The sequence below is a fragment of the Flagellimonas zhangzhouensis genome (genome assembly GCF_900102925.1).
In the GTDB taxonomy this organism is placed as follows: Bacteria; Bacteroidota; Bacteroidia; order Flavobacteriales; family Flavobacteriaceae; genus Flagellimonas; species Flagellimonas zhangzhouensis.
Map to the genome: position 1 here is coordinate 1 of NZ_FNKI01000003.1, position 17799 is coordinate 17799.

Genomic DNA, 17799 nt, shown 5'->3' on the forward strand with positions numbered 1-17799 from the left:
CGATTGTAATGGAAAAAACAATATTTGAGATAACTAAAATGGATTGTCCCTCAGAGGAAAATCTGATCCGTATGAAACTGGACGGAATTTCAAGTATTACAAATATGGACTTTGACATTCCCAACAGAAAATTGACCGTTTTTCATAAAGGACAAATTGACCAAATAGAAAAATCAGTTCTTGAACTGAATTTAGGTGGACAGAAAATATCGACTGAGCAAACGGACCAAATCGACTTTAATGAGCATACAAACCAAAGAAAACTACTTTGGACTGTCCTGGGAATAAATTTCGCCTTTTTCGTAATCGAAATGGCTACAGGAATAATCTCAAAATCAATGGGGTTGGTTGCGGACAGCTTGGATATGCTTGCTGATTCATTCGTTTATGGAATAAGTTTGATTGCTGTTGGAGGAACTATGTCCAGAAAAAAACAGATTGCCAAACTTGCTGGGTATTTTCAAATAACTCTTGCTGTAATTGGTTTTATAGAAGTTTTGAGAAGATTCTTTGGGGCAGAACAACTTCCCGATTTTTCAACTATGATAGTCATTTCAATTTTGGCACTTATTGCAAATGGAATTTGTCTTTACATATTACAAAAATCAAAAAGCAAGGATGAGGCACATATGAAAGCAAGTATGATTTTCACCTCTAACGATGTAATCATCAATATGGGAGTAATAATTGCGGGACTATTGGTAAATTGGTTAAGTTCTAACAAACCTGATTTAATAATTGGAACTATTGTTTTTGTTTTGGTGATTCAAGGAGCATTCAGGATTTTGAAACTTAGCAAATGAACCAAAGTTCAAACAAACGATTCCATACTATCCCATTTTATGGTTATACTGAACCTTTCTCCATTTATTTTTTCATTTAATCAAAAGCTCTAGTCGCCTACTTCCCTGCCATTCCAGGAGCACTATTTTTAGCCGTTCGTGGGCACCGGTCACATATTTGGGATATACATGGACAAACCGATACGTGGCACCGCTTTTAATTGTTTCTGGTTGTTGGAACCTAAGCAGTGGGTCCAATGGGGTCTCTTGATACGATGTCTTGCTTTTTGGACTGCCATTGATGCGAAGGATATCCAAGGTTTCAAGGTCATAATCGATTCCTGATTTGTTTTGCAGCTCGAAAACCAAGAACATTTCTCCACCTTGATATACCCTTTTTTCAAGTCGCAATTGCATACCCTTGCGTCTAACCGTCCCCAAGTTTTCTTCGTTTTGTTCCTGGAGCAGTTGTTCCAATAGGGCCGAGCGTGTGCCATCTTTGACCAAGGTATCCAATTTCCTGGTCGGTATAGGACGTACCTTTCCCAAACTGTTTTGTTTATTGAGAAATAGATGCGTCCGGGGTAACCGATCTTTATAGGCAACTTTAAACTCATAGGCATAGCCATCCATGGTCACCACCCATAGATTGGTCGTTGTCCCATCGATGGCCTGCAACAGGCCAAAATAGTGTGCTTCTTCCCGATCATAGGAGAAGACCGCATTTTCATTACCGGTTATGGCCTGCTTTATAGGGCTGGGAAAAAAAAGGGCGACATTCATCCGGTCATTGGCGTAAAGGGTATCCAAGGCTTGTTGGCCCCATACGAATGGGCCAAAACCAAAGGCAATAAGACTAATAAATAAACTCCTGATTTTCATGTTCACGATTTTAATAAGAATTGATAATGGTCTGTAATCTTCACCTTAACGGCCCGATGGTCACGTTGAAAGATGTGTTTGATCCCATTGAGCCGGGGAAGGCCGGGTACATTGATTTCATCCAGGCCTTCATCCAAGGTCCGGTCCAGCACTTCGCCCTTGAGTCGGTTCCTCACATAGATACCCTCCCTTCCGTCCTGGGCATCATGGGCCTTCAGATTCAATGGAAGTTCTCCAGAAATTGTAAGCTCCACCATGACACGGTTGGGCCTGATCTTTACAAACCCATAGAGCCGGGTTCCCCTCGGAACCTTTATCCCATCGAGATCAACAGATTCGGACAACCGCAGGTCCAGACGTTGTCCATCCCTTAGGGTTTGATCGCCATCCACATAGGCCATGATCTCAAAATGGTACAAGGCAGGATCAAGGGGACTTGATGCATAAAAAAGTTGATGGGACAAGGACAGGTCCGCAACGGTCGGGGCCGAAATCGGTTCAGGTCCCACAGCTTCCAATATATCGTCATGACTCGGAGTTCTCACGATGACCTCCATCGGCCCTGGTGGTTCCACCCTATTTATTGAAAAGGAATTGGAGGCATACACACTATCGATGACACGTTGCTTTTCATACTCCATATAGTCCGGGTTGAAATAGCCCTTGTCATCGATCATGTGTTCCGGATATATGGGAGGAGCGGTAATCTCACGTTCCTCTTTAAGGGCTTCCAAGGCCCTTAGTTTACTATCGTACTCGACCTGGTTCTCTTCCAGATCGGGAATGGGGATCCGCTCGGGATCCAATTCCGGTTCCTTGTCCTTTCCAAAGGTCATGATGCCATAGATGGTAATGAACAGTACCACACATACCATGACCAGGACAAATACAATTTTATTCTTTTGGGCTTTCATAGGCTTCCAGTTTACGAAGTGAGTTTTCAAAAAAATCAGTGATCAACAATCCATGCGGATTGTGCGGAAAGTTCCGTTCGACCTGCAACAAATGGCCCGAAGTGACCAGTTCGTAGGTATCGGTTACGGCACCTCTGTGGATCTGTAATACAATGCGAGTTTGAAAGGTCATGTTCGCTCCTTCCATCTTGATCTTCGACTCGATATGCTCCACTTTTTGAACGAGGGAATATTGCAACAACCGATTATAGAAACCATCTGCTTTCTTTTGTTGATATACCTCGGCCACGGAGTTGTTTCCGAGCCAAAGGGCCTTTTCCATATGGGTTTCAAAACTTCCGGCATCCAACCCATAAAACCATCTATGGAACCGTTCCAAATGGGCCATTGCCTCTACTTCCAAGTGTTGACGTTGATCTACCCATTGCAACGGGATGACCTCCCCTTCCCCATTGACCACAAAGGCATGGTCCAAACCATTCTGGTGTATTTTGGCTACCACCATAATGGAGACCGAACATACCAACCCCGAGACGATGACCACGGAAAGGACCACCCAGCGGTTCAACCGCAATACCTGCACTATATTTTTAAAAGGCGTTTTCATAGACTTCAATTTAACCGGTGAACAATCGAAGGGTAAAGCTCGTGGCCCTTCGATACAATTTAAATTTGAGCAACACGATAAAGCCAATGGTCCCGAGTTCAATGATGGAGGCAAAGAATTCACTCCCAAAATCAAAACCAAAGAGGTTTCCCCAGAAATTGGTACTGATCTCCGTGTAGAGGTTATTGACGAACACATTGACCAAAAAGAAAGCGGGCACCAACATGTACACCGCTGCGTACAACTTAAAAAACTGATAGGCCAGGGGACGGAACTTTTCAAAGACGGCCAAGCTGATGACCAAGGGAAAAAAGGCCTGTAGGATCCCCAACAGGAAATACCGTTCTGCAAGGAACAAAGGATAGATGAACAAATCCATCAACCAAAGAATGACCCCGATGATAAAGGCCAAGACCTTTAATCCGTACAAAGGAGTAACCAAGGCATCGTACAACAATGCCATGGCTTTCTTGGCGGCTTCCAAAGCACCCACATCCCGTTCCAGGTCCACATCCTGCAGCTGTAAAGGGAGGAGTGCCGGAGCCGTGTCCCGGTATTGGGCCTCAATGGCCACCAGGATCCCATCAAAAACTCCCAATACCTCAGTTGAAAAGATGACCAGGAGCACCACCAAAAAATTCTTGGCCAGTTCGGTTGGGGTAAGGCCCCAGGTATGGCCATCGGTGGAAGCTATTCCCTCATTGTATTTCTTCAATATGTTGACCAAAAAAAACAGGACGGCCAGGGTCTTCATCCCCACAATGGTATATTGGGAGAAATCACTGTCCTTGATGGTCTGGAAGACCGCATCCACATATTCCAATCCTATGCCCAAAAAAATTCCTGCCATCAGTAGTTGGATTCCCGGTTATTGATGATATCCTGCATCCTCCGAAAGGAAATGATCTCGCGATAGCGTCGGGTCTTGACCTCCAATTCGGCCACCATTTCCTGGGACTGCACTTTTTTTTCCATCAAAATGGCGGTACGCTCCGCATCTGTCATCTTCAAAAAATCACTGGACAAGATCTGGTTTACAAAATCCAGATCATCAATGGCCGTATCCATGATCTGTTCAAAGGCTTTGGATACCTGTTCCACCTCCCCGGCTTTGATATAGGGGGAGTTCAAAATATCCCTCAGTTCATTTTGCACGGTATTGAAAAGGATTTCATTGTTCCGTGCCAATTCACGAACCGCCTTCAATTGCTTGATGGTATTGTTCACCTTGACAATATTGTCCTTCTGTTCCTTCAAAAACTCCACAGTCTTCAAGAGTTCAGAGGTCTGCTTGGCCGATTCCAACAAGGATTTGGTCATACTGATAAAGTTCGTATTGTCATACACCGGCATTCCCTGGCAGGCACCGCCTGCAGGCAATAAGAGGGCCAAGGACAATGCCAAGATCCATAATCGAGGATTCTTCCAAAGGGTTTGTTTTATAGCTATTCTCATAATATTTTCTTTTGTTGATTTAAAAATTCAGTAATGGCCCGTTCCATATTCCCAAACTGTTCAAAGAGTTCCATGATCTGACCATGTTCCACCCCATCGGTGAGATAGGCTGCATAGACCTCTGCGGGTACCTCCAAACGAAAGACATTGCTCTCCTTCCCGATCTTGATAAAGATTTCGGTGTATTTGCGTTCCCCTGTCAGATTATTTCTAAGGGACTTCAATTGATTTAGATCATGGTTGGAGAGGTTCAATCGCCTTGCCAGTTGATCATAGCCCTTTTCGTTCCGTAAACTGTACACGACTTGAGTATTCTCCAGAATACTTGCCGAAGTGGCATTTTCAGGTAACTGGTTGATGGATTGGAGGATGATCCCAATGGCCCCGTTCTGTTTTCGGATGGCCTGGTAATAGAATTCCACACTCTCTAGGACATTGGGAAACTTGAGCTGCTTGGCAAACTCATCGAACATGATAATGCCCCTTTCCGAACGGTTTCGCCAAATGGTGCGTTGAATGGCCGACTTGATCAATTTGAGCATTACGGACAGGATTTCCTTATTGTCGCGCACCTCATCCAACTCAAAGACAATTAAACGTTTGTCCTCAATTTTATAGGTCTGATCTTCTGCCATATGGAACAGAAAACTGTACAGTCCCCCGTCCACATATTCGGAAAGGATGTGCAAAAATCCATAGACATTGAAATCGGATTCCTGCACCCGGGTCTCTTCGATCAAGGTATCCTTGTGCTTATCAATGAATTGATATAGGGAAGCCAACGAATGCCCCTCCCCGATCTTTTCATAATAGTGCAACAACACTTTTTTCAAGGCCACTTCCTTGGATTTGGTCACCTGGCTTTCAGCCATGAGCTCCAAAAGAAACAGGGCGAGATCTTCCAAGCGTTCCGGGGTCAAATCGGACTGTTCTGAAATGTAAAAGGGATTGATGCCCAGATTCTTCCCCTGTTCGTATCGCAGGATGATATGATCATCGGGATACAATTGGGCAAATTTGGCATAGGAACCCCCTAGATCGATAATGACCAGTCGTACATCGGCCTCAAAGTATTGACGTAGGATATTATTGGCCAAGAAGGATTTACCCTCCCCTGTCGGAGCAAAAATGGCAAAGTTTCGGGCCTTGATACGCCGTTTCCCCTTATCCCATATATCCTTGACCACAGGAATATTGTACTGTCTATCGTTAAAAACGATTCCTGTTTCATCCGAGCGGTAATTCGTGTTATTGATATAGAGGCATAGGGCTGCCTTCAGGTCCATCACAAAGAGATCTTCATTGAAAAAGTTGGAAGTATGGCTGGGACAGGAGTTCAAGAAATAATGAGTTCGTTCCTCTCCGCGGGGATGATAAGGGCGAATATCCAATTCCTTCAATTGCGCCTTGATGTTGGAGGCAATGCGCTTCAACACCCCAACTTCCGTATGCCAAAAAGCAATGTTCACATGGCCACGAACAATCCGCGTGGTATCATCCCCATTGATCCTGTCCAAGATATGTTGGACCTTGTTGCGAACCACTTTGTTCTGTGAACCAAAATTGGAGCTCTTGGAGAGTTCCTCAATTTTTTTGTCCAAAAGTTTACGCCATTGATGGGTATCGTCCAGATAAAGGATTTGGTTGATGATATGGTTTTCCCCCAACTCCAATCCCAGACCGTCCAAAAAACCCTTGTGAAAGCTGAACCCGTCCGAACTGAATTTGCCGTTGGGCACACTGCTCTGAACCGTTTCTCCGAAACAACCTTCATTGTTGATGGCCATCACATCGAAATAATGGTCACCAATTTCTATGGGGCCTTTACCTAGCTGGATATCCGTATCTAAACCTTGATTGAACCCATTGAAATAATCATGGGTATGCTGTAATATTGCTTCAGGATCCATGGGAACCATGGACACGCTTTTGGAGTTGTTGACATAGGATACCGCATCATTCACGGCGATCACAAATTCAGCTACCTGCACATCCAATTTGCGATGCAATCCTTTTTCCACTTTTCGAAAGGGATTGACATATTTGGTGGCATTGAATGCCTTGTCAAGCGGAAGTACAAAGAAGAGAAAACTCTGATGGTCCAAATGCTCCCTACCCGCAAAATAATCATGGGTGGCCGTGGCAAGAAAAGTATCCTTGGGCAAACCTTCGGCATCGTAACCTTTCTTTTGGTATACATCCTGTTTATGGATAACCGTACCCACGGGCAAGGATTTAAAGGCTTGGAACCACATCCCGTGCAATTCTTCAAAATCCGCTTCAGAAAGGGAATAAATCTCTGGCAGTTCCACCTGATAACACAATACCACATTGCCATTGCTCCCAAAGACCACATGGTTTTGGATATCCAGGATCGGGTGAAATGCATTGAAATTGAGCTTAGACATAGTCAAGGAGGTTTAACTGTTTTAGGCTTATGGTCTTGTGAAAGGTTTGCACTACCTTCCATTGGAAAGGTTTCTTCACCCACTGCAACAATGCCCCATAGAGCAGGGCATTGAAGAGCAGTAGGCCCACGATGACACCAAAATGAAACGAAAAAATGATGATCAAGAGCGAACAGATGATAGACACCATCATCAGGGCAAACAAGGAAATGGACAGTCCCATGATCATGGCCCGCTTTCGAATATTTCTATAGACCTCGAACTGTTTCATCAGACCACGATTCCGATGAGATAGGTAAAGATGCCGACAACGGCACCGGCGATCAACACGAATACCAAGACTCGGGTAATGCCCCTTTTTAGGTCAGCATTCTCCCCAAAGAAATGTCCGGCATTGAAAAGGAAACCCACTAAAAAGATAACTCCCAGGATTATGGGAAAGATGGCCCGAATGGTATCGGAAATATCATTGACCGAATCCTCGATTCCTCCGATCTGGGCCAAAACGGCACTGGAGGTAAAAAGCAATAATAAGGTGATGAATAAAGATTTTCGCATATCGTAAACGTTTAAGGGTTAGACGATTATTGATATGTGAAAAGTATATGAAATTATACTACAAATAACTGATAATCAGTTATTTGTGAATATCATTAAAACTACGTTCAAATAGCCTCAATTGGTCTGGAATCCATGCAGAATTTATGTGTCAATGACCAGTCCTTGTTCATAAGTGCCATCTGGGTCCCATCACAAAAGCCTAAAAACGTCAAATGGTACCGATCAGGACATCAAAATATGTCATAGTATCACCCATTTCCAACTTTCATTTGACGACAATGGTAAAACCTTATTATCTTTTGTCTCTGCAGTCCTTATCGAAACCTACAAGATTGAAGAGTTCCCTCATTCTTGATCTTACCCGGTTCCCATATCTTGCCTCTAGCTCCTGCGCATTGAGATTGGTAGTGGCATGGGTCTTCAACCTATGGTCCGTGAACAGTTCGTATCGAGACAACAGAATCTCCCCCATGACATTGCACTCCTTTCCAAAATGGACCCCATCGGGCTCGACACCCATATCGTCAAAACAAAAGGATTGGTTGTTTCCATAATCCCCAATGATCTTAAAGCCCAAATGGTTGAAACCGAAGACAATGTTCCTTGAGGGTATTACCTCATAAGGTCTTTGGTGGGGCACCATGAACTTGAACAGTTTCATCAGACTGGTCTTCCCACAGCCTACAGGACCTGAGAGAAGAAGGCCTTTATCCACATCGATATCGAGCTGTTTACACCGTTCCTTGTCCTGGATGAAGTAGAGGCTGAGTTTATAAAGGATTTCCCTATCCTCCCTATATATCCTGAACTTTTTGCCAAACAGGAGCTTACCCTTGGCATCAAGATAGACCAGTATCTTATCAAAATCGTATTTGATTTCCCTGCCCTTCAAGGAGCCCAGTTCATAACTTATGGCACCTTCGGTGATGATATGTGGGGCCTTAAAATTCATAGCGGTTCGTTGTAGTCCTTGTCCTTGCTGGTCCGTAAGTTGTCCCGATATGGGACGGCGGGGGGGTGCTTGGATTTGTTTTCATCAACCTGTAACTCTTCCATTTTTATTTTTTTCCGTTTCTGCCCGTTTGTATTGTTTTTTATTGTTTGTATTTGTTTGTTTATAGGTACCAATGCTTGTCCAATGCTTGTCCCAATTTCGGTACGGTGCTGGTCCACTGCTTGTCCAGTACTTGTCCCAAAATCGAACATCTTGATCCGGCTGCCCTTATAGGGATTGTGGGATGGGGAATACAGAATATAGTTCCAATGGCTGAGCTCTCGGATGCAGCGGTGATAGGTCGATTTGGACCCGATTTTAGCATAGGCCATGGCCTCTTCCCTACTGATGTAGAAATCGGCCACGAAATAATTTTGGTTCCACAATTGGAAGAGCCCGATATACAAACTGATATGGGTCGGGTTCAAACGGTTGTCCTTGGCAAACTGGGCAAACACCCCGTTCAAGTGTTTGATATAATTGACGTCTTCCACCCTAAATTCGGTTATGGACCTTGTTCTGTTCCAACACTCCCATGATTTCGTGGTATTCGTAGTAAAGCACCCCTCCAATTTTTGTATAGGGCAGGGTGCCATTGATGCGAAGATTCTGCAAGGTGCCAGGCGAGATGCCAAGCAGTTCCCGGACCTCATTGGATTTCAGCCATTTTTTGCCCTGTTGTCCATTTTGATCTTTCAATAATGCTTTGATGTCCTCCAAGAGTTCCACTTTGAACTCCATGAGATCTTCGGTGGTAATGATGGTAGCTCCCATGTGTTTTTGTTTTAAAAGGAAGGGCCACTGCTTGATTTTTAGGTCATTTGGTGGCCCATCCACTGATTTGACTTTCAGGGCAAAACTGAAAAAGCTTTTTGGAAAAACTTCCCAAGTTGGTACCAACTTGGGAACGATTTTTATTTCATAAAATATGGTGCCGTTTGTTTTCGAATGGACTTTGGGAGCTCAACAAACTTCGTGAAAATTGGAAAAATAGGAAGCCAGAACCTCCGAATACCAAAATTCCCAAGTTGGTACCAACTTGGGAAAAACAAAGGCTCATTCATCCAGGGATTCCATGCGCTGTTGGAGCATTTCAATAAGTTTGTCCAAGAACCGGGTCCTACTTCCCTTTCGGGACCTGATATCAATAAACGTATGGTAGTAGTTACCAAGGTCCACATTGTAAAAATGTTCAAAATGCGAGGCCATCTCCTTGATGTCCGTGGTACCGCTATTGATGCATTTGCTGGATTGAAGTGCATATAAAAGTTCTATCAAATCGGTTTTGTTACCGGTCCAGAACAGTTTTGAAGGTTTTTCCATAGTCATGGTCTTTTGGGGTTCTAAATTGTTTTGTAGGTCATCAACCTCCTTTCTGAGGTATACGATGAGCATGTCATAGGCCATGATCGTTGCCACGGTACCATCCTGACAGGTGGAGAACTGGTCATCGATCAAAAAGTGGAAGGATTCAAGGGGTAGCCTGAGGTCTCGGTTCCCCCTGACAAAATATTGTTCATCCAGGGACATTGCCCCACGACGGTAATAATTATAAAACTCCAAGTTATCATTGAAGAAGGTCTGGAACTTATCGATTTGGTGCTGAAGGTATTTTATCTGCGCTGCATTGATTCCCCTTGGCCGCTTGCTCTCGATATTGAACAATTTGACATAATAGATCAGCTTGCTAAAGATTTGGGGCTTGACGTGCTTAAAAAAGTAGATTTCGTCCGCTTGGGTCTCGAAGGTCTTACCTGTAATCTGTTTTTGGAGTTTACGGATACTTTTCTCCACGAGAACGATACCCTTTTCAGCTTTGAAAAGGATATCCCCGTTCCCGCTTTCCAAGGCATCCAATTGGCCTTCAAATTCCGATAGCAGCTTTTGGTATTTCATGACGGTTTCCCATTAATGCTGGCCTTCCATGATTCCGAGCAATTCCAAAATGAAATTGTCATTGGTCTGGAGATAGGCATATTTTTTCTCTACCGTTGCACCGAGTTTCCGTTTCTCAAAGGCTGCGGTCAACCCAAAATCGATTTTGGGAATGCCCAATCCAATGGCCCGTTCAATGGTCCGGTAGAGCAACTGGCGATAAATGGCAAACTCTTCCAGACCGTCATAATCCATACCCACAAAGGCAGGCACATAGACCTGGTTCAAATTGGTATAGCAGAACATTACACCCAATATCTTTTCAGGTTTATCCAATGAACAAAGGACAATAAACTCCCACAAATGGTTTTCGTTCATCTTTTCAAATAGGGAGTCCGGAAAGGAAAAGGTATTGAGCCCCAAATTTCTTGACTGTACTTCCCCAAATAAGGATTTGACCTGTTCAAGTTCAGATTTGGATAGCTTAGGAAGAACTATGGTCTTTGCCCTATCGAGATAGGGTTGGACATCCTTTCGGAAATGTCTTCTGTTTCTGGAGGACAATCTTTGCAAATAATCTTCCATCGAATCCACCTCCCTCAAGTCAACAGAACAGGAATTGGGCATCTGTACCCTTAAAAATCCCTGACCGTAAAGCGGTTCATTCCATGACGTTTGTTCACCAAAGTCCCGTAACACGGTCATCTTGGACCCTGACTGGAGTTCCAGTTTTTCCAAGGTTTCCAATAGCTTGTTCCTTGCCTCCATGCCCAAGGCATGTGATGCATTCCAATACATGTGATCTCCTTCCGTGAACAAACAGCCTAGGGACAGGACCGTGGATGACAAATGGTAGGGATCGGTTTTCCTTTCCTCCTCAATGGCAGCAGAAATTTGTGTTTGTGCCAACATATCATCCTTCCAAAGGGAAAGGGTCACAAAAGTCATCAATACAGGTATACCATCAGCATCCTTGATGACCACATATCGAAACAACCAATTGTGTTCTTTCCCAGGATTGCCATGAAACACTTCCTCCAAAAACTTCAGGCCATCCCAATCATAGACCCCTTGCCCACCTAAACTTTGGTTCCATTCTTCCTTTTCAACTTGATCAATGGTATCGAATACTTCAACGGTAAGTTCAGAGGATACTTTCGGTCCACTTAGGGTCTTTGGTTCCATTTTAAAGGCGTGGAATACCCTTTGGGCATCTGTCTGGGTATCTTCCAATGCCTTTGGAAAATGATATTCCATGGCTTCCACCAATGCTTTGATTTCCTCTTTTTGGTTATGCCTTGAAATCGTTATCCTTACACCTGTATTCTTTACAGGTACTGCAGGAAAGATACCGAGGTTGACAAAGAAGCCCTCCCCCATCAAACGGTTCACAAAATTGTACCCGGTTTTGGGCATACCGGTCCCGATATAGAACACCGGGGATTCATTCCGATCGATCAAGGGAAGATCCGTTATCGAAAGGCAATCATTGAAATAATCGATGCGTTCCCTCAATTCTTGTTGTAGCCCATAGATTTCTGGAGAAATGTGAATCTGTGCCGAGGCCATGGCGGCGGCCACCGAAGCAGGTTCCAATTGGGCGGAGAAGGTCAAGGGCCCACCAAAGGTCTTGATCTTATCGTACATGGAAGCATTGGAACAGGCCAGAACAGCCCCGCTGGCCCCGAAGGTCTTGCTCAGTGTCCCGAACAACAATACATTTTCAGGCAATTCTCCCAATTGGTCCAAAACATATCCGGTACCATTCCTTCCCACCCAACTCATACCATGTACGTCATCAAAATAAAAATGTAACTGTGGATATTCCTTTGCCAACCCCATCAGTTCTTTGACTGGTGCATAGTCCCCATACATGGAATAAATGCCATCGGCCATGTACCAAATCCTGCCTTTGGAATGCCGGTATTTTTTGATCTTGTCCTCCAACATTTCCAAATGGTTGTGTCGAATCATCTCGATGGGCACACTGCGAGTCTTTAGCATTTTGGCCGCATTCTGTACACTCCAATGGACCTGATGGTCCAGAATGACTACATCATCATCGTCCACTGCACTGGGGATGACTCCTAGGTGCCCAAGGGTACTGTTTTTGGTAATGACAATGGGATAGCCATACATTTCGGAAATGGCGCCTTCCAGTTGCTCATACAACGGATTGGAGATATAGGATTTGGATAAGGGAAATTGTGTCCCATAGCTATCAATGGCCTCCTTGGCGGCCTTTTTTAATCTGGGATCCTGTTCCAATCCCAAGTAACCAGTAGTACCAAAGTGGTACAGTTCCTTCCCCTCTACCTCAATGGTCCTGCCCGAAAAGGATGTTCCCCCTGCATAGAGGTGCAGTACCCCGGCGTTCTTGGCATCGGTAAATACCTCATGTACGGTATTTAAAAAATTGTGGTGTTTGATCTTTGCCATTTTGTTTGATTTAAATTGTACTAAAAAGTAATGGCATTTGTAAGATTAGATGCTATCCAATAATGATATACTCCGTTTCAATCAAGCATTATTCCGTTTAAGTCAAGTCAAATACCTTTATTTAAGGGTAATGTATCAAATGACCGAATCGAGTTCCATTAATTTTGTAAATTCAAGGTTTTACCAGTTTTCACCACATGAAAAAATCACATGAAAACAAATACGCCATTTATTTACTAACCGATGAGTTGCTGCACATCATTTACAAAAAAGACCATTGTATCGACCTAAAGGCAGCGCAACTTATCGTCAGGGACCGAATGATGCTCCAAAATGGCCGGGAAATGCCCGTGCTCTGTGATATTCGTGAAGTAAGAAGGGTCAATAAACCAGCCCGGGACTATTTGGCCTTGGAGGGTTCACAATGGGTTAAGGCCTTGGCCTTCTTGATAGATCCCCCGGTAACCGATGTGATCAGCTCCATTTATCTCTGGACCCATGCCCAGTCGGTCCCCACCCGTTCCTTTGTCAAAAAATCAGAGGCCTTGGCATTTTTAAAATCCATAAAATAAACGATGCTTCTAATCATATAAAGAGACTCCAGCTATTAACTACTAAACTTGACAACCATGCCGAACAATGACGATTTTAGGGTAAAGCGCATCCAAAGGATGCTTCTGGAAATGGCCCGAGGCAATTTCTTCTACAGCTTGGAACCCACGAATAAAAATGATAATGTCGCATCCTTGGTCGTAATGCTCAATATGGTAAACGAGGAGATCAGGGCCTCCTTTATCCATCAAGGGTTTGCCAATGCCCACAACACCCCACAATGCATCATCCAACTTTCATTCCTGATGGATCCCGATGGCACTATCGAATTGGTCACCAACAGTACCTGCTCGCTATTATCAGCATTGCCAAAAGAGATCATTGGAAAACCAATTACCGATTTTATGACCGAGGGTTCCCAAAAGGTATGGGCAAAGAAGATGGTCAAACATTTGAAAAGGGAACGTTCTGAAACTGTCCAGTTTTTGGAGTTCATTACCAAAGAAGGGCTCTTGTTGGGCAAGGATTGCCATATATCCGTATTCCAATCCTTTGATGGGAGTGGGCAGAAAATACTATTGGACACGGTCTTCTTCTCCAAAGGAGAGCCCTTTGGGACGGAGTTGCCCAAAAAGACGCTCAAAGTGACCAAAGGCATAAAAGAGGCCAAAGTCACGCTGACACCTGAGGATATTGAAATGATCCGGGATGTCCATGATATGATCATCAATAACTTGGACAAGGATCTGCCCTTGCTAAAAGATCTTGCCCTACAAATGGGCACGAACGAATACAAATTGAAATATGGGTTCAAACAACTCTATGGCACTACCATATTTCGGTTCCTTACCCATGAACGTTTAAGAAAGACCAAAACCTTGATCCAACATAGCAACTTATCCTTGAAAGAAATCGCCCATTTGACCGGCTTCAAGAGTGCGGCCCATTTCTCCAGGGCATTTAGGGACAAGTATGGCAAATCACCCAGTGATTTGAGGGGGTAACACCCTCAAAATGGGCAAATTACTCCGTTTGCGTCAAGAAATGCTCCGTTTCAAGTAAATCCGACTCCCGAACTTTGTCATATCAATCCAAAAGATATGTCAAACCAAGGAATATACCCGAAGCTCATTAACCTATTCAACCTTTTGTTGACTTTGCTGTTCGTATATACAGCTGCAAGCAAATTGATTCACTTGGACACCTTCCAAACACGATTGGAACGGATGCCCTACGTTTCATCCTACGCCACTTTAATCTCATGGAGTGTACCCTTTTTGGAGTTGGTGATCTCAGGCCTATTGTGGTTCCCTAAGTATCGACTCCTAGCTCTTTATTCCAGCCTGGTCCTTTTAGGTGTATTCACTTCCTATATTATTATAATACTTACCTACAGTGATTCCGTTCCTTGCACTTGTGGCGGGATCATTTCGACCTTGGGATGGAGGGACCATATACTATTCAATACTGCTTTTATGCTCATGAGTTTGTTAGGAATCATTTGGTCAAACAAACACTACAATATACAAGCACATCAAAAAACTACGTAGGGAAAGGGGAAGCCGAAAACCTAGAAAAGAGTAGGCATTCAAGAATTAATATGATGTATTATGAAATCTAAATTTTTAAAACTTGTTTTACCGGCCTTCGCCATTTTGTTGGCGGTTGGCCTTGCCTTTGCCACTGATGAAAAACCAGTTGTGCAACAAGCCCATTATTTACATCCAATCAATGGTTGGCAAACTGTCAACGTTGAAGATGCATGTTTTACTGGAAGCAATATGGCTTGTAAGTATGACATTTACCAGTTGTATGCCGAGGAATCAGAGTCCAGTCAAGCGCTTTACAAAAATTAAGCAATTGATATTTGTCCATTTTAAAAAAAGGTGCCTTTCAAAAAGGCACCTTTTTGACTAATTCAAACAACTTCCATGAAATAAAAGACTCTATATCCATGAAATATTTTCAATACCACTCAAGCGCTCCATTAATTTTTTTCAAGCACAATTTCCAATGGCCTATAGCCGTCATATTTCCCTTCTTTTTTAAACCCATTTCAATATCTGCTTTCAAATCCAACAGTAGTTGGATGAAAATCCCCTTTGAATAGTCCGATTGGGATGTAAACTTTTCATTTGCATTGAATCCCGTATTCTTTTTTCCCAATTGACCGACCACCCCATCTATATACGTCATCTGAAGCTCTTGCCTCCTTTGGTCCACATGGGCAACATCCTCATGGATTTCCTTGAAAAGGCCTGATTGCAACCTAATCAGAAACTCCTCGACCAATCCTTCTTGACCCATACGGATTTCCATATGCTCCATTCGTTTTAACCTATTGGCAATGATTAAATCCATCACCAAGTACTGCTGGTACCGGAGTACCTCATCAGAATGGGTGGTGTACTTCAAACCATTAAAAAATACGGGGCGGGTCAACCATTCCGGAGTATCAAAAGCATTGGTCAATAGAAAATCCAATCCTTCCAACTGGTCCTCCCACGGAATGGGCACATAGGGTTCTCCGATTTGTTGCATGGATTGGTACTGAACCTCATATCCCCCGATAAGGGTCATAACCTGTTTCATATGATTGCTCCACAACTCAACCGTTCTTTGGTAAAGCCTCAACAACCTTGCATTATCGGTTTGGTCTTCTGTCGCATTGGGTATGAGTGCAATGACCCGTTTCATATTTTTCAAGGCCATTGCTGTACTGCGAACTGGATTATTGGTCTCCACTACTTCATTGGTAAATGAAGGTCCCAAATCCTCCAATTGATTAACATTGAACCGATACCAAGGGATTGCATCCTGCCACAGAATCATCTGTTCCAACTCAGCTTGCCTCATTGCCTTTGATTCCCCTACTGGAAACTCTGTATAGGCCCATTTGATATTATATATATCTGTCGGGCCCACACCTTGTATCAACAGGGATGGGGGTATGCTGTCTTCAGGCTGTGGTAGATTGTTGGCCCTTGTATAGTTCATCACACTGGGGGTATGCCCCATGGTCCGCAACCAAAGACTGTCATTCATCTTGTCCCAAGGATAGGCACCTTCCCCAAAATTACCATCCAACATTCCGAAGATATGTCCTACTTCATGGGAAGCAATCTGTTGGTACAAAGCCCCTACCAGATCATCAGGGAAAGGGAAGCGTTGTGCCCGTTTATCCAATGGCGCGGCCCGTACAAAGTACTTTTCAGATACGGTCTGCACCGAAGCACCCATAAAGATGTCCCCACGTAAAATCTCCCCTGAACGCTCATCAACGATATACCCAATCGCAGCTCCAAAATCCTCATCTTCCATTCCTCTTGTATATTTCTTCTGGGACCAATACACTATATTGGAATGGATACTATGGGCCTGCCATTCGTCCAAGCTATCCATCTCCTTGACCACCAAAGCATCCTTAAAACCTGCAGATTCAAAAGCGGGTAACCACTCCTCTATCCCTGCCTTGATATAGGGTCGCCATTTCTTGGGCACCTCTGATGAAATCAAAAAACCAATGGGCTTTACAGGAACACTTATCTTCTGGTTCTTGAATTTCTTTTTAAGGTTCCAACGAAGGATATTGGCTGGCCGATTCTTCAATCCAAAATGGAAGCCCCCGTCCTGCTGCTCATTAAAAAAACCCATCCGATAATCGAACCGTCTTCCCTCCATAGGTTTTCCCAAAGCGCAAAAGCCATAGAACAAGGGAACCGACACCTTGGATTTTGATTTTACCATCCCCCTTAAGACCTTGAAGAGGACTTCATCATCCCCACTTTTCGAATCCAGAACCAACGACATGTGGGATATGGCATTTCCTATGGAAACCCCAAAAGCTTGAGGCCATTCGATATCCTGTTGCAATATAACATCCGTAATATTGACACAAAACCAATCAGCTTCCCCACAGGACTTCTGCAAGGGAAGAATGGCCAAGACATTCTCCTTTAGGGGAAGTCGGTCAACAATGGGAAGGTTTATTCCTGCCGAAGATGAAATGCGCTGTTGTTTTAAGAGCATTTTGTCCTTGTGCAATGACCAGACCACCTGCATATAACTGCGTCTCATGGTATCATAGCATACAAACAACATGGGTTGGTCCAATACTTCTCTTGGAATGTTAAGGTACAATTGATCACCCTCCATAAAAGCATTCAAAAAAGAAGTCTTGTTTCCAATGACATTGATTGGTTCATACTTCGGCATATCCGATACGGTGGCAAAAGATTTTGCCGACAGATGTAGGGATAGCAATATAAATAACAAGAAATTCCTCATAATTCTCTATTGATTCAAATTCAAAAAGTGTTTTTTATAAGAA

The 17799-nt window shown here is 43.7% G+C and carries 19 protein-coding genes; 5 read left to right on the forward strand and 14 right to left on the reverse strand.

Annotated features, from left to right (window positions below; genetic code table 11):
* Nucleotides 1-8: 8 nt before the first annotated feature.
* On the forward strand, nucleotides 9-803 hold the full coding sequence (locus tag BLQ18_RS13540) for a cation efflux transmembrane domain-containing protein (RefSeq protein ID WP_090298200.1): 795 nt from the start codon (nucleotides 9-11) through the stop codon (nucleotides 801-803).
* A 72-nt stretch (nucleotides 804-875) separates the two neighbouring features.
* On the opposite strand, the gene BLQ18_RS13545 is transcribed toward BLQ18_RS13540, so the two are convergent.
* From BLQ18_RS13545 to BLQ18_RS13605, 13 genes are all read right to left on the reverse strand, one after another.
* Nucleotides 876-1664: a DUF4138 domain-containing protein gene (locus BLQ18_RS13545; RefSeq protein WP_090297665.1), complete on the reverse strand. Its 789-nt coding sequence runs from the start codon at nucleotides 1662-1664 to the stop codon at nucleotides 876-878.
* Nucleotides 1665-1666: 2 nt separating this feature from the next.
* Nucleotides 1667-2578, reverse strand: coding sequence for a conjugative transposon protein TraM (gene traM, locus BLQ18_RS13550; protein ID WP_090297668.1), 912 nt, complete (start codon nucleotides 2576-2578; stop codon nucleotides 1667-1669).
* A complete protein-coding gene (locus BLQ18_RS13555; protein ID WP_090297671.1) occupies nucleotides 2559-3185 on the reverse strand; it encodes a conjugal transfer protein TraK in 627 nt (208 codons plus the stop codon). Before BLQ18_RS13555 ends, traM begins: the two co-directional genes overlap by 20 nt.
* 10 nt (nucleotides 3186-3195) lie before the next feature.
* Nucleotides 3196-4035, reverse strand: coding sequence for a hypothetical protein (locus BLQ18_RS13560; protein WP_175443769.1), 840 nt, complete (start codon nucleotides 4033-4035; stop codon nucleotides 3196-3198).
* Entirely contained in the window at nucleotides 4035-4640 is a 606-nt protein-coding gene (locus BLQ18_RS13565) for a conjugal transfer protein (protein WP_090297678.1), read from the reverse strand. The genes BLQ18_RS13560 and BLQ18_RS13565 overlap by 1 nt, the downstream gene beginning before the upstream one ends.
* Nucleotides 4637-7048, reverse strand: a complete 2412-nt coding sequence (locus tag BLQ18_RS13570) for a TraG family conjugative transposon ATPase (RefSeq protein ID WP_090297681.1) — start codon at nucleotides 7046-7048, stop codon at nucleotides 4637-4639. Before BLQ18_RS13570 ends, BLQ18_RS13565 begins: the two co-directional genes overlap by 4 nt.
* The gene (locus BLQ18_RS13575) at nucleotides 7041-7319 is read right to left on the reverse strand and encodes a hypothetical protein (protein ID WP_090297684.1); all 279 of its coding nucleotides are present in this window, start codon (nucleotides 7317-7319) and stop codon (nucleotides 7041-7043) included. Before BLQ18_RS13575 ends, BLQ18_RS13570 begins: the two co-directional genes overlap by 8 nt.
* The gene (locus tag BLQ18_RS13580) at nucleotides 7319-7606 is read right to left on the reverse strand and encodes a hypothetical protein (RefSeq protein ID WP_090297687.1); all 288 of its coding nucleotides are present in this window, start codon (nucleotides 7604-7606) and stop codon (nucleotides 7319-7321) included. The genes BLQ18_RS13575 and BLQ18_RS13580 overlap by 1 nt, the downstream gene beginning before the upstream one ends.
* Nucleotides 7607-7901: 295 nt before the next feature.
* Nucleotides 7902-8561, reverse strand: coding sequence for a P-loop NTPase family protein (locus BLQ18_RS13585; protein WP_090297690.1), 660 nt, complete (start codon nucleotides 8559-8561; stop codon nucleotides 7902-7904).
* Complete coding sequence (locus BLQ18_RS13590) at nucleotides 8558-9097, reverse strand: hypothetical protein (protein WP_090297693.1); 540 nt, start codon at nucleotides 9095-9097, stop codon at nucleotides 8558-8560. Before BLQ18_RS13590 ends, BLQ18_RS13585 begins: the two co-directional genes overlap by 4 nt.
* 1 nt (nucleotide 9098) lies before the next feature.
* Nucleotides 9099-9377: a helix-turn-helix domain-containing protein gene (locus tag BLQ18_RS13595; RefSeq protein ID WP_090298203.1), complete on the reverse strand. Its 279-nt coding sequence runs from the start codon at nucleotides 9375-9377 to the stop codon at nucleotides 9099-9101.
* 282 nt (nucleotides 9378-9659) lie between these two features.
* A complete protein-coding gene (locus BLQ18_RS13600; RefSeq protein WP_090297696.1) occupies nucleotides 9660-10499 on the reverse strand; it encodes an RteC domain-containing protein in 840 nt (279 codons plus the stop codon).
* Nucleotides 10500-10511: 12 nt separating this feature from the next.
* Nucleotides 10512-12917, reverse strand: a complete 2406-nt coding sequence (locus BLQ18_RS13605; protein WP_090297698.1) for an aminotransferase class I/II-fold pyridoxal phosphate-dependent enzyme — start codon at nucleotides 12915-12917, stop codon at nucleotides 10512-10514.
* A gap of 197 nt (nucleotides 12918-13114) precedes the next feature.
* On the opposite strand from BLQ18_RS13605, the gene BLQ18_RS13610 reads away from it, so the two are divergent.
* The 4 genes from BLQ18_RS13610 to BLQ18_RS13625 all read left to right on the forward strand — a co-directional run bounded on the left by BLQ18_RS13610 (nucleotide 13115) and on the right by BLQ18_RS13625 (nucleotide 15325).
* Entirely contained in the window at nucleotides 13115-13489 is a 375-nt protein-coding gene (locus tag BLQ18_RS13610; RefSeq protein ID WP_090297700.1) for a DUF7793 family protein, read from the forward strand.
* A gap of 57 nt (nucleotides 13490-13546) precedes the next feature.
* Nucleotides 13547-14473 carry a helix-turn-helix domain-containing protein gene (locus BLQ18_RS13615; protein ID WP_090297703.1) on the forward strand — a complete coding sequence of 309 codons (927 nt, stop codon included), beginning with the start codon at nucleotides 13547-13549 and terminating at the stop codon, nucleotides 14471-14473.
* Between the two features lie 96 nt (nucleotides 14474-14569).
* Complete coding sequence (locus tag BLQ18_RS13620; RefSeq protein ID WP_090297706.1) at nucleotides 14570-15019, forward strand: MauE/DoxX family redox-associated membrane protein; 450 nt, start codon at nucleotides 14570-14572, stop codon at nucleotides 15017-15019.
* Between the two features lie 60 nt (nucleotides 15020-15079).
* Complete coding sequence (locus BLQ18_RS13625) at nucleotides 15080-15325, forward strand: DUF6520 family protein (RefSeq protein ID WP_090297708.1); 246 nt, start codon at nucleotides 15080-15082, stop codon at nucleotides 15323-15325.
* Between the two features lie 109 nt (nucleotides 15326-15434).
* Here the strand turns inward: BLQ18_RS13625 and BLQ18_RS13630 are convergent, their stop codons facing one another.
* Nucleotides 15435-17756: a zinc-dependent metalloprotease gene (locus BLQ18_RS13630; RefSeq protein ID WP_090297711.1), complete on the reverse strand. Its 2322-nt coding sequence runs from the start codon at nucleotides 17754-17756 to the stop codon at nucleotides 15435-15437.
* Nucleotides 17757-17799 lie beyond the last annotated feature (43 nt).

Bases quoted from the DNA above. Each gene is read 5' to 3' on its own strand.
- BLQ18_RS13575 (WP_090297684.1), bottom strand. From the start codon at position 7,319: ATGAAACAGTTCGAGGTCTATAGAAATATTCGAAAGCGGGCCATGATC.
- BLQ18_RS13605 (WP_090297698.1), bottom strand. From the start codon at position 12,917: ATGGCAAAGATCAAACACCACAATTTTTTAAATACCGTACATGAGGTA.
- BLQ18_RS13625 (WP_090297708.1), top strand. From the start codon at position 15,080: ATGAAATCTAAATTTTTAAAACTTGTTTTACCGGCCTTCGCCATTTTG.
- BLQ18_RS13585 (WP_090297690.1), bottom strand. From the start codon at position 8,561: ATGAATTTTAAGGCCCCACATATCATCACCGAAGGTGCCATAAGTTAT.
- BLQ18_RS13580 (WP_090297687.1), bottom strand. From the start codon at position 7,606: ATGCGAAAATCTTTATTCATCACCTTATTATTGCTTTTTACCTCCAGT.
- traM (WP_090297668.1), bottom strand. From the start codon at position 2,578: ATGAAAGCCCAAAAGAATAAAATTGTATTTGTCCTGGTCATGGTATGT.
- BLQ18_RS13610 (WP_090297700.1), top strand. From the start codon at position 13,115: ATGAAAAAATCACATGAAAACAAATACGCCATTTATTTACTAACCGAT.
- BLQ18_RS13560 (WP_175443769.1), bottom strand. From the start codon at position 4,035: ATGGCAGGAATTTTTTTGGGCATAGGATTGGAATATGTGGATGCGGTC.
- BLQ18_RS13615 (WP_090297703.1), top strand. From the start codon at position 13,547: ATGCCGAACAATGACGATTTTAGGGTAAAGCGCATCCAAAGGATGCTT.
- BLQ18_RS13555 (WP_090297671.1), bottom strand. From the start codon at position 3,185: ATGAAAACGCCTTTTAAAAATATAGTGCAGGTATTGCGGTTGAACCGC.
- BLQ18_RS13565 (WP_090297678.1), bottom strand. From the start codon at position 4,640: ATGAGAATAGCTATAAAACAAACCCTTTGGAAGAATCCTCGATTATGG.
- BLQ18_RS13545 (WP_090297665.1), bottom strand. From the start codon at position 1,664: ATGAAAATCAGGAGTTTATTTATTAGTCTTATTGCCTTTGGTTTTGGC.
- BLQ18_RS13630 (WP_090297711.1), bottom strand. From the start codon at position 17,756: ATGAGGAATTTCTTGTTATTTATATTGCTATCCCTACATCTGTCGGCA.
- BLQ18_RS13540 (WP_090298200.1), top strand. From the start codon at position 9: ATGGAAAAAACAATATTTGAGATAACTAAAATGGATTGTCCCTCAGAG.
- BLQ18_RS13600 (WP_090297696.1), bottom strand. From the start codon at position 10,499: ATGAAATACCAAAAGCTGCTATCGGAATTTGAAGGCCAATTGGATGCC.
- BLQ18_RS13620 (WP_090297706.1), top strand. From the start codon at position 14,570: ATGTCAAACCAAGGAATATACCCGAAGCTCATTAACCTATTCAACCTT.
- BLQ18_RS13570 (WP_090297681.1), bottom strand. From the start codon at position 7,048: ATGTCTAAGCTCAATTTCAATGCATTTCACCCGATCCTGGATATCCAA.
- BLQ18_RS13595 (WP_090298203.1), bottom strand. From the start codon at position 9,377: ATGGGAGCTACCATCATTACCACCGAAGATCTCATGGAGTTCAAAGTG.